10 protein-coding genes are annotated in these 13603 nt (G+C 66.4%); 6 read left to right on the top strand and 4 right to left on the bottom strand.

Translation table 11 applies throughout. The features are described 5' to 3' along the window. The first annotated feature begins 701 nt into the window (after positions 1–701). Positions 702–1703 (top strand): hypothetical protein, encoded by a 1002-nt coding sequence (locus tag H7F38_RS10190; protein ID WP_187093955.1) that lies wholly within the window; start codon positions 702–704, stop codon positions 1701–1703. Positions 1704–2023: 320 nt separating this feature from the next. Here H7F38_RS10190 and tuf read toward each other — a convergent pair whose 3' ends face one another. The 4 genes from tuf to rpsL form a co-directional block, all read right to left on the bottom strand. Further along, entirely contained in the window at positions 2024–3214 is a 1191-nt protein-coding gene (gene tuf, locus H7F38_RS10185; RefSeq protein ID WP_187093954.1) for an elongation factor Tu, read from the bottom strand. A gap of 254 nt (positions 3215–3468) precedes the next feature. Next, positions 3469–5523, bottom strand: coding sequence for an elongation factor G (gene fusA, locus H7F38_RS10180; RefSeq protein WP_370531358.1), 2055 nt, complete (start codon positions 5521–5523; stop codon positions 3469–3471). Between the two features lie 281 nt (positions 5524–5804). Then, positions 5805–6275 (bottom strand): 30S ribosomal protein S7, encoded by a 471-nt coding sequence (gene rpsG / locus H7F38_RS10175; RefSeq protein ID WP_090476329.1) that lies wholly within the window; start codon positions 6273–6275, stop codon positions 5805–5807. Continuing rightward, positions 6275–6649, bottom strand: coding sequence for a 30S ribosomal protein S12 (gene rpsL, locus H7F38_RS10170; protein WP_187093952.1), 375 nt, complete (start codon positions 6647–6649; stop codon positions 6275–6277). Before rpsL ends, rpsG begins: the two co-directional genes overlap by 1 nt. A 762-nt stretch (positions 6650–7411) precedes the next feature. Here rpsL and H7F38_RS10165 point away from each other — a divergent pair. The 5 genes from H7F38_RS10165 to H7F38_RS10145 all read left to right on the top strand — a co-directional run bounded on the left by H7F38_RS10165 (position 7412) and on the right by H7F38_RS10145 (position 13603). After that, positions 7412–8221 (top strand): DeoR/GlpR family DNA-binding transcription regulator, encoded by an 810-nt coding sequence (locus H7F38_RS10165; protein ID WP_187093951.1) that lies wholly within the window; start codon positions 7412–7414, stop codon positions 8219–8221. 148 nt (positions 8222–8369) lie between these two features. Further along, positions 8370–9881, top strand: a complete 1512-nt coding sequence (locus H7F38_RS10160; protein WP_222618578.1) for a sugar ABC transporter substrate-binding protein — start codon at positions 8370–8372, stop codon at positions 9879–9881. 221 nt (positions 9882–10102) lie between these two features. Beyond that, positions 10103–11068 carry a carbohydrate ABC transporter permease gene (locus tag H7F38_RS10155; protein ID WP_187093950.1) on the top strand — a complete coding sequence of 322 codons (966 nt, stop codon included), beginning with the start codon at positions 10103–10105 and terminating at the stop codon, positions 11066–11068. Continuing rightward, complete coding sequence (locus H7F38_RS10150; protein WP_222618577.1) at positions 11065–11958, top strand: carbohydrate ABC transporter permease; 894 nt, start codon at positions 11065–11067, stop codon at positions 11956–11958. The genes H7F38_RS10155 and H7F38_RS10150 overlap by 4 nt, the downstream gene beginning before the upstream one ends. 115 nt (positions 11959–12073) lie before the next feature. Further along, entirely contained in the window at positions 12074–13603 is a 1530-nt protein-coding gene (locus H7F38_RS10145; RefSeq protein WP_187093949.1) for a mannitol dehydrogenase family protein, read from the top strand.

The following is a 13603-nucleotide window of genomic DNA, read 5'->3' as shown; positions in this document are numbered from 1 at the left end:
GTTGTCGACGCCTCGCCGGCACTGGGCCGGCTCTCGTCGAGCGAGACTTGCTCGCCGCTGTTCATCTATCCGGGTCCACCGGTCCACGCGGTCGGGCGTGTCGCCCGATCTGCACATGCCTACGGCCAGTGCATGGTGGAACAGCCGCGCTCGTGAGGAGCACATGGTTCGGTCAAACTATTGGCCCTGCTGGTGGCTGCCTGTTTCGTAGTCCGGTGGTACTTCTGTCGGACCTGCGGTGCTCGCCGGGCGATTCGACGGCAAACAGCAGCCGACCCGACGAGGGCAACCTACCAAGTATGCCTCACTTCGCCGGTCGACTCAAATCGAGTCGATCACGGGGTCCTGGCGCCACAGCGCCACCGCGCACCTCCTGGGCTCCACCGCGCGCCACCGAGCACCCGCTGCCCCCACCGCGCACCCGCATTCGTCACCGCGCACCCGCATTCGTCACCGCGCACCGCCTGGATCACATCCAGCAGCTGTCGAGTGGCGATAGCAGGTGCGGGGTGGACGATTGCGAGCCGCGTCTCGACCATGGTCCTGACTCTCGATTCTCGCGGGTAGCGACGCGATCCCAGTGCCCAGGTGGTGGCCTCTCCCCCGGCCGCAGGTGTCCACGTTGTCCCCATGCTCGCGGTTGTCCACAATCTGGGGCGGGTTCTGGCCCTTGACCGCGGCGTCGCGAAGTGTCTCCAGGCATGAGAAACGACATCGTCGACAAGACCGGGGCGACCCTCATCACCCGCCAGGACCTCCTGCGGGACGGCTTGAGTGGCTCTGCCATCCAGCGACAGCGGAAGGCCGGCAGCATGACGGTCCTGCGTCGGGGTGTCTACACCCCGACCGGCGCCTTCGGAGCGCTCGGCCTCGAATACCGACACGCGGCGAGAGCCAGAGCAGTCGCGCTGTCCGCCCCGGGCGTCGTCATCAGCCACCTCTCGGCCGCTGTCCTGCACCTGCTGCCGGTACGCCCGGCCGGTCTCGGCAAGGTTCACGCGACCCGGATCAGCACGTCCGGAGGCACCAGCGACCACGCCCGGGTGATCCACATCGGGCGTCTCGCCGAGGACGAGATCGTCGAGATCGACGGAACCAGAACCACTTCGCTGGCCAGAACGCTGGTCGATCTGGCCAGGTACGAATCGTTCGAAGCGAGCGTCATCGCAGCGGATACCGCGTTCCACCTGCGCCCGACCATCGTCGACGATGTCGTCGAGATCCTGTCCCGGAGCCGGCGACTCCGCGGACACCCGACGGCCAGGCAGGCTCTTCTCTTCGCGGACGGGCGATCCGAGAGCGTGGGCGACACCCGGCTGCGAGTGTTCCTCCGCCAGATCGGCCTCCCGCCTCCGGAGCTTCAATGCGAGGTGTTCGGCGGCCGCCATGATTTTCTCGGTCGGACTGACCTCGCCGTGCTCGAGGCCGGTGCGCTCATCGAGTTCGACGGAATGGTGAAGTACGGGAAGGCCTTCAATCCGCACCGGACGGAGATGGAGGTGCTGCGAGCTGAGAAGGTGCGTGAGGAATCACTGTGGGCCGCCGGTTGGCAGGTGTTCCGCGTGGTGTGGCCCGACCTCGACCGTCCGGAGGAACTCGAAGCTCGACTGCGCACCTCGATGGCCCGGGGTCGACGGGCGCTCGCGGCGAACCCCGTCATCGGCTCCGTGCGGTTGAGCCCCCCGATCCGTCTGCCGCGATGACGGGTGGAGGCGAGCCCCGGCTGCACGTACTCACCCCGCACCTCAGGTCGCCATCCCGCACCTCCCGGATCACAACCAGCAGGTGCGGCGTGGCAACACCAGGTGCGGCGTGGCGCCACCAGGTGCGGCGTGGCGACACCAGGTGCGGCGTGGCGACACCAGGTGCGGCGTGGCGACACCAGGTGCGGCATGGCACACGGGCATCCGCCGGTGGCCCCGCCCCGCACCGACGAGGCTGCCACCGCCGAACGCAGCTGGGCCCCGACGCGCAAGCGTCGGGGCCCAGCCGGCACAGCATCACCGGCGAGCCGGCGCGGGGACTACTTGATGATCTTGACGACCGAACCGGCACCCACGGTGCGGCCACCCTCGCGGATGGCGAAGCGGAGGCCTTCCTCGATGGCGATCGGCTGGATCAGCGAAACCGTCATCTCGGTGGTGTCGCCCGGCATGACCATCTCGGTGCCCTCGGGGAGGGTGACGACACCGGTCACGTCGGTGGTGCGGAAGAAGAACTGCGGCCGGTAGTTGTTGAAGAACGGCGTGTGGCGGCCGCCTTCGTCCTTGCCCAGGATGTAGACCTGCGCCTCGAACTCCGTGTGCGGAGTGATCGAACCCGGCTTGACGACGACCTGGCCGCGCTCGACATCTTCACGCTTGGTGCCACGGAGCAGCAGACCGGCGTTGTCGCCGGCGGTCGCCGAGTCGAGCAGCTTGCGGAACATCTCGATGCCGGTGACGGTGGTCTGGAAGGACTTCGGCTTGATGCCGACGATTTCCACGGTCGCGTTGACGTTGATCGAGCCACGCTCGACCTTTCCGGTGACGACGGTGCCACGACCGGTGATCGTGAAGACGTCCTCGATCGGCATCAGGAACGGCTTCTCGGTGTCGCGGACGGGCTCCGGTACGGACTCGTCGACGGCGTTCATCAGTTCGATGACGGTCTCGACCCACTTCGGGTCACCCTCGAGGGCCTTCAGGCCGGACGTCCGGATGACCGGGGCGTCCTCGTCGAAGTCCTGGGCGGCCAGCAGTTCGCGGACCTCGAGCTCGACGAGCTCGAGGATCTCCTCGTCGTCGACCATGTCGGCCTTGTTGAGGGCGACGAGGATGTAGGGCACGCCGACCTGGCGGGCCAGGAGCACGTGCTCCTTGGTCTGCGGCATCGGGCCGTCGGTGGCGGCCACGACCAGGATCGCACCGTCCATCTGGGCAGCACCGGTGATCATGTTCTTGATGTAGTCGGCGTGACCGGGGGCGTCGACGTGGGCGTAGTGACGCTTCTCGGTCTGGTACTCGACGTGCGCGATGTTGATGGTGATACCGCGCTGGCGCTCTTCCGGCGCCTTGTCGATCTGATCGAAGGCCGACGCCTGGTTGAGCGTCGGGTACTTGTCGGCCAGCACCTTGGTGATGGCCGCGGTCAGGGTGGTCTTGCCATGGTCAACGTGGCCGATGGTGCCGATGTTGACGTGGGGCTTACTGCGATCGAACTTCGCCTTCGCCACTGCAGGTCCTCCTCAGGACTGTGATGATCCGCCGTGCGAGGAGAACCGTGTTCTCGTCGTCAGGGCGTTGTTGGGTGGATCTGGACCTGACCGATGTTCAACCAGGACCCTTGGTGGACCAGCGTTTCCGCCGCCCCACCGAGCTTGGGGTAGTCGGGGTGTCGAAACCCCTGGAAGGCTACGGACTGGCTCGAAGAAGAGCCAATCCGTACCGCAACCTGCGAATTACTCGCCGTTCTGTTCCAACCTGGGAACTACTCGCCGTTCTGCTTCGCGATGATCGTCTTGGCGACGTTCGTCGGGACCTCGGCGTACGTCGAGAAGACCATCGAGTAGCTGGCCCGTCCGGCCGTCTTGGACCGCAGGTCGCCGACGTATCCGAACATCTCCGACAGTGGCACCAGGGCGGTGACGACCCGGGCGCCGGAGCGCTCGTCCATGCCCTGGATCTGGCCACGGCGGGAGTTCAGGTCGCCGATGACGTCGCCCATGTTCTCTTCCGGGGTGACGACCTCGACGCTCATCAACGGCTCGAGCAGGACCGGGTTCGCCAGCCGCGCCGTCTCCTTCATCGCGATGGAACCGGCGATCTTGAACGCCATTTCCGAGGAGTCGACGTCGTGGTAGGCACCGTCGACGAGGGTCAGCTTGACCCCCAGCATCGGGAAACCGGCCAGGATGCCGTACTGCAGGGCATCCTGGGCACCGGCGTCGACGGACGGGATGTACTCGCGCGGGATGCGCCCACCGGAGACGGCGTTGACGAACTCGTACGTCGCGCCTTCCGAGGTGGCCATGTCCAGGGGCTCGACGGTGATCTGGATCTTGGCGTACTGCCCGGATCCACCCGTCTGCTTCTTGTGCACGTAGGTGTACTTCTCGACCGTGCCGCGGATGGTCTCCCGGTAGGCGACCTGCGGCTTGCCGATGTTGGCCTCGACGTTGAACTCCCGACGCATGCGGTCGACCAGGATGTCGAGGTGGAGCTCGCCCATGCCGCCGATGACGGTCTGGCCGGTGTCGTCGTCCTGGTGGACCTTGAACGTCGGGTCCTCCTCGGCCAGCTTCTGGATGGCGACACCCAGCTTCTCCTGGTCGGCCTTCGTCTTCGGCTCGATGGCGACCTCGATGACCGGGTCCGGGAACGTCATCGACTCGAGCACGATCGGGTGCGCCGGGTCGGACAACGTGTCACCGGTGGTCGTCTGCTTCAGCCCCATGACGGCGACGATGTCGCCGGCCGCGGCCGAGGCCAGTTCTTCACGCTTGTTGGCGTGCATCTGGTAGATCTTGCCGATCCGCTCCTTGCGGTCCTTGGTCGCGTTGACGACCTGGGTACCGGAGTTGAGCGTGCCGGAGTAGATCCGGACGAAGGTGAGCTTGCCCAGGTGCGGGTCGGTCGCCACCTTGAAGGCCAGGCCGGCGAAGTCCGACTTCGGGTCGGGTTCGCGGAGAGCTTCCGTGACGCCGTCCTGCAGCAGTCCGTGCGTGGCACCGACGTCGAGCGGGGACGGCAGATAGGCCACGACGGCGTCGAGCATGGGCTGCACACCCTTGTTCTTGAACGCCGAACCGCAGGTGACCGGGTTGACCTTGCCTGCGATGGTCGCGCGGCGCAGGGCAGCGTTCAGCTGATCGACGGACAGCTCCTCGCCGACCAGGAAGGCCTCCATGGCCTCGTCGTCGTTCTCGGAGATGATCTCGACGAGCTTCTCGCGATACTCGATCGCCTGATCCATCAGGTCGGCCGGGATGTCCTCGACGGCGTAGTCCTCGCCCTTGACGGTCTCGCCGCGCCAGGTCAGGGCCCGCATGTTCAGCAGGTCGACGACTCCGATGAAGTCGCCCTCGGCTCCGATCGGCAGCTGCAGCACGGCCGGCTTGGCGTTGAGGCGGGTGATCATCATCTCGACGCAGCGGAAGAAGTTCGCGCCGGTGCGGTCGAGCTTGTTGACGAAGCACATCCGCGGGACGTGGTACTTCTCGGCCTGACGCCAGACCTGCTCGGTCTGCGGCTCGACACCGGCGACACCGTCGTAGACCGCAACCGCGCCGTCCAGGACACGCAACGACCGCTCGACCTCGACCGTGAAGTCGACATGGCCGGGAGTGTCGATGATGTTGATCTTGTGACCCTTCCAGTGGGTCGTCGTCGCGGCGGAAGTGATCGTGATGCCACGCTCCTGCTCCTGCTCCATCCAGTCCATGACGGCACCGCCGTCGTGAACCTCACCGATCTTGTACGTGATTCCGGTGTAGAACAGGATGCGCTCGGTCGTGGTGGTCTTACCCGCGTCGATGTGCGCCATGATCCCGATGTTCCGGGTCTTGTCGAGGGCGTTGGGTGCCACGTGCGGTTCTTCCTCGTCTCTTTGGATTGATGGCCGGCCCACTCCGCCGACACCTGCCGACTGCGTCGGCACCTGTTGGCTGCGTTTCCGGCCACTGTTCTCGCTGCTTGCCGGGTCAGGGCATGCTGACGCGGCAGGGCGAATCTATCGCCACTGCCGCGCCCGGGGTGATCCCTCTAGCATACTCGTTCGTCGACACGCAACCGCCGGGTCCTTGACGGCCCGCGGTTGTCGAGCGACTACCAGCGGTAGTGCGCGAAGGCCTTGTTGGACTCGGCCATCTTGTGCGTGTCCTCGCGGCGCTTGACCGCGGCACCGAGCCCGTTGCTGGCGTCGAGCAGTTCGTTCATCAGACGTTCGGTCATCGTCTTCTCGCGGCGGGCCTTGGAGTAGCCGACCAACCAGCGCAGGGCCAGCGTGGTCTGGCGCGGGACGCGGACCTCGACCGGGACCTGGTAGGTGGCGCCACCGACTCGACGGCTGCGCACCTCCAGAGACGGTCGGACGTTGTCCAGCGCACGCTTGAGCGTGACGACCGGATCGGTGCCGCTCTTCTCGCGGCAGCCTTCCAGGGCGCCGTACACGATGGCCTGCGCGATGGAGCGCTTGCCGTCCTGCAGCACCTTGTTGACGAGCTGGGTGACCAGCGGGGAGTTGTAGACCGGATCGGCGACCAGCGGCCGCTTCGGGGCGGGACCCTTGCGGGGCATTAGCTCTTCTCCTTCTTCGCGCCGTACCGGCTGCGAGCCTGCTTGCGGCCCTTGACGCCCTGGGTGTCCAGCGAGCCACGGATGATCTTGTAACGGACGCCGGGGAGATCCTTCACCCGGCCACCGCGCACCAGCACGATGGAGTGCTCCTGCAGGTTGTGACCCTCACCCGGGATGTAGGCGGTCACCTCGACCTGGCTGGTCAGCCTGACGCGGGCGACCTTGCGCAGTGCCGAGTTCGGCTTCTTCGGGGTGGTCGTGTAGACGCGAGTGCAGACTCCGCGGCGCTGGGGGCTTCCCTTCAGCGCCGGCGTCTTGGTCTTGCTGCTCTTGTCCTGGCGGCCCTTTCGGACCAGCTGCTGGATAGTTGGCATGTGCAGGAAACTTCTTTCTACCGGGGTTGATACAGCGTGGTCTTGCCGATGACACGACGTGGTTCACCGATGACACAGACCCATGACACGGTCTTCCCGATGACACGACGATGACCCAGCTGGACCGGGGCAACCGAAAATGTTACCGCAGCGGGCTGCGCGTACCAAAACGGTGGAGGCCGGATCCGAAGCTGGGTGGATCGTCCATCCGCGCGAGCGGATGATCGATGGCCACCGGCCCGGCTCCCGAACCCGCCTCGACCGGGAGGTCGATGCGAGGGCAAGCCAGACGTCAGCGCTGGGTTCCTCCGAAGGATAGCCCACCGGCCGGGCCTTCGTTCGCCCACCTCCGCCCCCGCGCTCATCACCGGCACGCTCAGGCTGTTCCATCAACGCGCCCGGGCGCCGCAACCACACACCGAGGACCCGATCTCGGGCAGGTAACAGTCCGATAACGGAACGACGTGGCGTCACCCAGGTCGGATGTCACAATCCGGTCACGAGCGGTTCCGGCCCCGTCCACACGCTTCCGACAGAGAAAACAACAGCAACCGGGCGCCCGTCGTTCATGCTTCAGGCACGCTTTTTGGAGGCTTCCCTGCTCCACAGTGCCTTCCTGGCGAAAGGTCCTGCCCGTTTCCAGGCAGCGATCGGACACTCGATACGGGCAATGTGACTGGACGCACATCGATCCGGCGGGGTACGAATGACAGGGCGGATGTGGGTGAAGCCACAGCCCCCACCAGGGGTCACGGAGACCGGATGGCGGACAGACTCAGCGACGAGGAGGTCGGGACGTTGAACGCGAAACAGGGCGAGGAGCGTCGTCGGCTGATCCTCGCGCAGGCCAGGGGCGCCGGCCACATCGCCGTCACCGAGATCGCCGACGAACTCGACGTCGCCGCCGAGACGGTCCGTCGTGACCTCAAGGTCCTCGAGGACCACGGTCTGCTGCGCCGGACCCACGGGGGTGCCTACCCGGTCGAGGGCGTCGGCTTCGAGTCGAACATGGCGCACCGGTCCGAGTCCTGGGTGCCGGAGAAGCGGAGGATCGCAGCCGCCGCGGCCGAACAGCTGGGCCCGGCCGAAACCGTCTACCTGGACGAGGGTTTCACGCCACAGCTGGTGGCGGAGGAACTCGTCACGCTCGGACGCCCGTTGACCGTCGTGACCTCCTCGCTGGCCACCGCGAGCATCCTCGCGGCCTCGTCGGCGATCAACGTCATCCTGCTCGGTGGCCGGGTGCGCGGTCGCACGCTGGCCACCGTCGACCACTGGGCCACCGGGATGCTCTCGGACCTGGTGATCGACCTGGCCGTGATGGGTGCCAACGGGCTCACGCGCGACCGGGGTCTCACCGTTCCGGACAGCGCGGTGGCCGCCGTCAAGGCCAAGGCGATGGCCGTTTCCCGCCGCAGGGTCTTCGTCGGCATTCACACCAAGTTCGGCGTCACCAGTTTCTGCCGGTTCTCCGACGTGGGCGATTTCGAGTCGCTCATCACCGATTCCACCCTCTCGGCCCACGAGGCCCACCGCTACAGCGCCATGGGACCGCAAGTGATCCGCGTCTGACACGGAGCGGGCCGAGCTCGAATCCGCCCGCCCGTCGACCAACCGCATACCCACCGACACCGACGGCCACCGCCGCCCGGTTTCCCCCACCCGTGACCGGCCCGGTCGCTCGTCAAACCGAAGTACACAACCGAAAGGAACACTCCAGATGCGCTGGACCAACAAGGCGGCAATCGCCGCCGGCTGCGCCGCGATGCTCGTCACCGCGGCCTGCAGCAGCACTTCCTCCACGACGGCTGCACCGGCGTCCGCCTCCTCGGCGGCGACGTCCGCCGCAGCCGTCGGCGGCAGCTCGTCGGCCGCCGGCTCCGCCACCGCTCCGACCTCCGGAGGTTTCGCGGTGTCCTCGGCTCCGTCCGGCAGCTCGGCCCCCGCCGCGGCACTTGCCCCCGACCCGTTCCTGGACAAGTCGGACTCGGGCAAGACCATCAACGTGCTGATGGTCAACAACCCGCAGATGCTCGCCCTGCAGAAGCACATCGGTGCGTTCACCGCTCAGACCGGCATCAACGTCAAGTTCACCGTGCTGCCGGAGAACGACATGCGGAACAAGGCCTCCCTGGAGTTCAAGAACCAGGCCGGCCAGTACGACGTCACCACGCTGTCCAACTTCGAGGTGCCGTTCTACGCGAAGAACGGTTGGCTGGCGCCGCTGGACGACTACCTCGCCAAGGACCCCGGGTTCAAGCAGAGCGACATCTTCCCGGCCCTCACCTCGTCGCTGTCGCAGGGCGGCAAGATCTACGGCGAGCCGTTCTACGGTGAGTCGTCGTTCCTGATGTACCGCAAGGACGTCTTCCAGGCCAAGGGTCTGACCATGCCGGCCAACCCGACCTGGGACGAGGTCGCGGCCCTGGCGGCCAAGGTCGACGGCGCACAGGCCGGTATGAAGGGCATCTGCCTCCGCGGCGAGCCGGGCTGGGGTCAGCTCGGCGCCCCGCTGACCACCATGGTCAACACCTTCGGTGGCACCTGGTTCAACAAGGACTGGTCGGCAGCGGTCAACGCGCAGCCGTTCAAGGACGCCGCCAACTTCTACGTGAACCTGGTCAAGGCCCACGGCGAGGTCGGCGCCTCCACCGCCGGATTCACCGAGTGCCTCTCGGCCATGGAGCAGTCCAAGGTCGCGATGTGGTATGACGCGACCTCGGCCGCGGGCAGCCTCGAGGGCACGGCTTCCCCGGTGGCCGGCAAGATGGGCTACGTCCAGGCGCCGGTCAAGGTCACCAAGTCCTCGGGCTGGCTGTACGCCTGGTCGTGGATGATGGAGAAGGCTTCCAAGAACCAGGATCCGTCGTTCAAGTTCATCTCCTGGGCCTCCTCGCAGCAGTACGAGAACATCGTCGGTGCCGCTGATGGCTGGGCCACCGTCCCGGCCGGCAAGCGTGCGTCGACCTACGCGAACGCCGACTACAACAAGGCAGCCGCCGCCTTCGGCCCGGCCACCCTGGAAGCGCTGAAGAACGCCAACCCCACCAATCCCGGTGTTCAGCCCCGTCCGACCGTCGGCATCCAGTTCGTCGACATCCCCGAGTTCACCGATCTCGGCGACAAGGTGACCGCCCTGCTGTCGGCCGCGATCGCCGGCAACGGCACCGTCGACGACGCGTTGAACCAGGGTCAGACCCTGGCCACCGCGGCCGGCGCGAACTACAAGTAACGAATGCCGTCGGGTCCGGTGCGCGAGCACCGGACCCGACGTCCGTTCCCGGTCGGGCCACCGTCGAGCAACCGAATCGACGACCCCGACCTGACGAGAAGCGCAGCACCACGCAGGATGTCAATGGTCAGCGGCCAGTGCTGCCGACGGCACTGGCTGCAGATCAATGAGCTGGGCACCGAGAACCTCGCTCGAGCCACGATTCGAAGGAATGGTTCCCCATGACCGTCACCGAACAAGGACGGGCGAACGTCAGCGCCCAGGACCCCGCGGTTCGAGATGCGAACAGACGGGCGAAGAAGGAGGCCTGGACCCGACGCGGTCCGCTGCTCCCGGCGCTCGCCTTCACCATCATCATCACCCAGCTGCCGTTCGTCGCGACCCTGGTGCTCTCGTTCCGCAACTACAACACCAACCATCCGGAGCGTTACGGCTGGGCCGGGTTCTCGAACTACAAGAAGGTCTTCCAGGACCCGCAGTTGCTGCAGGACATCTGGCACACCATCGAGCTGACCGTCACCGTGGTGCTGGTCTCGCTGCTCTTCGGCCTGGGCATCGCGATCCTTCTGAACCGCAAGTTCCTCGGCCGCGGCATCGTCCGGACGATGATGATCGCGCCGTTCCTGATCGTCCCCGTGGCGGCCGCCCTGTTCTTCAAGTTCGGCATCTTCGATGCCAACACCGGCCTGCTGAACGGCATCGTGACCACCGTGCACCACTGGTTCTCGCCGAACGCCACGCCCTCTGCCTACGACATCATCGGCAAGCACCCGCTGCTCGCGGTGGAGATCCAGCTGATCTGGCAGTGGACCCCGTTCATGACCCTGATCCTGTTGGCCGGCCTGCAGTCCCGGCCCGGCGACGTGTTGGAGGCTGCAGCCGTCGACGGTGCCACCCCATGGCAGACCTTCACGAACCTGACACTGCCGCACATGCGTCAGTACCTGGAGCTGGCCGGTCTGCTGGGCGCGATCTACATCATCCAGAACTTCGATTCGGTGTTCACCATCACCCCGCTGAACATCGAGACCGAGAACCTGCCGAACAAGATCTACCAGACGATCTTCTCGAGCAACGACAACGGCCTCGCCTCCGCGCAGGGCGTGATCATCGTGATCGGCACGATCATCATCGCCACGTTCGCCCTGCGCACCGTGTCCAGCCTGTTCAAGGAGGAGAACCAGTGACGACCACCGCTGCACCGCCGGTGCGCACTCCCGGCAGGACCGACAAGCCCAACGCAGGGGGTCGGAACAAGGCCGGTGGCGTTCTCGCATCGGTCGCCGCCTGGATCATCGGGTTGATCTTCATCGCACCGGTCTTCTTCATGGTGCTGACGAGCTTCCACCGGGAGGCCCAGTCGACGCTGAACGCGCCGCAGCTCTTCGCGCCGCTGACCCTGGACGGATACCGCGAGTTCTTCGGATCCCAGACCAACCAGAGCCCGTGGCCGTTCATCGTCAACTCGCTCGAGGGCTCGATCATCTCCACCCTGCTGGTGCTCGTGCTGGCCATCCCGGCGGCCTACGCGCTGTCGGTCAAGCCGGTCCGCAAGTGGACCGACGTGATGTTCTTCTTCCTGTCCACCAAGTTCCTGCCGGCCGCGGCCGGACTGGTGCCCCTGTTCGTCATCGCCAACAAGATCGGCGCCCTGAACCACATCTGGTTCCTGATCATCCTCTACACCGCGATGAACCTGCCGATCGCCGTCTGGATGATGCGCTCGTTCCTGGCCGACATCCCGCCGGCCCTGTTCGAGGCCGCCGCCCTCGACGGCGCGGGCCTGATCAAGACCCTGACCAGGGTCGTCGCCCCGATCGCCATGCCCGGAATCGCGTCGACGTCGCTGATCTGCTTCATCTTCGCCTGGAACGAACTCCTCCTGGCCAACCTCCTGACCAGCACCGACGCCGCGCAGACGGCACCGGTCCTGCTGACCAGCTTCGTCACCTCGCAGGGCCTGTTCCTGGCCAAGGTGTCGGCCGCCGCATTCGCGGTGTCGGTGCCGGTGCTGATCGCAGGTTTTGCCGCGCAGGACAAACTGGTGCAGGGTCTCTCGCTCGGCGCGGTGAAGTAGTCACCTCGGCGCCGACCGGAGTCCCCCACCACCGACAGATCCAGCCACGACCGCCGGGTGGGTCGCCTGCGGGCGGCCCACTGCGCGGTCGGCCGGGCAAGAAAAGGACATTCTGATGGCCCAGCTCGAATCCGCCACCCCGCTCGATGCGACCACCCTGGCACGTATCGGCGAGACGGTTCCCGTCCCGACCTACGACCGCAGCAAGGTGAGTACCGGGGTGGTGCACTTCGGGGTCGGCGGGTTCCACCGCGCCCATCAGGCCATGTATCTCGATCGCCTGATGACGCAGGGCAAGGCGATGGACTGGGGCATCTGCGGGGTGGGCGTGATGCCGTTCGACGTCCGCATGCAGCAGGTCATGGACACCCAGGACTGTCTGTACACGCTGGTGCTCAAGGATCCGGACGGCTCCTGGGAACCGCGGGTGATCGGTTCGATCGTCCAGTACCTGTTCGCTCCTGACGATCCGGACGCCGTCATCGAGAAGATGGCCGATCCGTCCACCAGGATCGTCTCGATGACCGTCACGGAGGGCGGCTACAACTTCCACCAGGTGACCGGCAGGTTCGACGCCACCAATCCGGCGGTGGCCGCCGATCTGGTGCCCGGCGCGGTGCCGACCACGACGTTCGGTCTGATCACGGAGGCGCTGGTGCGCCGCCGCGCCCGCGGTCTCGCCCCGTTCACGATCATGAGCTGCGACAACATCCAGGGCAACGGCCATGTCGCCCACGAGGTGTTCACCGCCTACGCCCGACTGCGCGAGGCCGCGAGCACCCAGGACGCCCACAGCCGGGGCCTCGGGGACTGGGTCGACACCCAGGTGCATTTCCCCAACTCCATGGTGGACCGGATCACGCCGGTCACCACCGACGACGACCGCGCCGCGATCAGCGACCGTTTCGGCATCCAGGACGGCTGGCCGGTCGTCTGCGAACCGTTCACCCAATGGGTACTGGAGGACAACTTCAGCCTGGGCCGCCCGCCGCTGGAGGACGTCGGTGTGCAGGTGGTCGACGACGTCGAGCCGTACGAGCTGATGAAGCTGCGGCTTCTCAACGCCAGCCACCAGGCCCTGTGCTACTTCGGCTACCTGGCCGGCTACCGGCTGGTGCACGAGGTCTGCCAGGACCCGCTGTTCGCGCGATTCCTGTTGGGATACATGGACTACGAGGCCACGCCGACCTTGGAGCCGGTCCCGGGGATCGATCTGGAGGACTACAAGCACCAGCTCATCTCGCGCTTCTCCAATGCCGGTGTGCGCGACACCCTCGCGCGGTTGTGCGCCGAGAGCTCCGACCGGATCCCGAAGTGGCTGCTCGCCGTGATCCGGGCGAACCTGGCGACCGGTGGCCCGATCGCGCTGTCCTGCGCGGTGGTCGCCAGCTGGGCCCGCTATGCCGAGGGTGTCGACGAGCAGGGTGCGCCGATCGAGGTGGTCGACCGCCTTGCCGACCGGCTGAAGGCTGCCGCTCGGCGTCAGCGGACCGAACCCCTGGCCTTCGTCGCCGACCGCGAACTCTTCGGCGATCTGGTCGACGATCCAGCGTTCACCCACGCCTATCTGGCGGCCTTGGACTCGTTGCACCAGGTCGGCGCACGGGCCACCCTGGAGAAGCTGGTCACCCTGATCCCGGCCTGA

Source organism: Nakamurella sp. PAMC28650 (assembly GCF_014303395.1).
In the GTDB taxonomy this organism is placed as follows: domain Bacteria; phylum Actinomycetota; class Actinomycetes; order Mycobacteriales; family Nakamurellaceae; genus Nakamurella.
This window is presented reverse-complemented; position numbering and strand designations above follow the sequence as displayed.

Excerpts from the sequence above, each read along its gene's own strand:
- H7F38_RS10190 (WP_187093955.1), top strand. The coding sequence starts at position 702 with ATGAGAAACGACATCGTCGACAAGACCGGGGCGACCCTCATCACCCGC.
- fusA (WP_370531358.1), bottom strand. The coding sequence starts at position 5,523 with ATGGCGCACATCGACGCGGGTAAGACCACCACGACCGAGCGCATCCTG.
- rpsG (WP_090476329.1), bottom strand. The coding sequence starts at position 6,275 with ATGCCCCGCAAGGGTCCCGCCCCGAAGCGGCCGCTGGTCGCCGATCCG.
- rpsL (WP_187093952.1), bottom strand. The coding sequence starts at position 6,649 with ATGCCAACTATCCAGCAGCTGGTCCGAAAGGGCCGCCAGGACAAGAGC.
- H7F38_RS10165 (WP_187093951.1), top strand. The coding sequence starts at position 7,412 with ATGGCGGACAGACTCAGCGACGAGGAGGTCGGGACGTTGAACGCGAAA.
- H7F38_RS10160 (WP_222618578.1), top strand. The coding sequence starts at position 8,370 with ATGCGCTGGACCAACAAGGCGGCAATCGCCGCCGGCTGCGCCGCGATG.
- H7F38_RS10155 (WP_187093950.1), top strand. The coding sequence starts at position 10,103 with ATGACCGTCACCGAACAAGGACGGGCGAACGTCAGCGCCCAGGACCCC.
- H7F38_RS10145 (WP_187093949.1), top strand. The coding sequence starts at position 12,074 with ATGGCCCAGCTCGAATCCGCCACCCCGCTCGATGCGACCACCCTGGCA.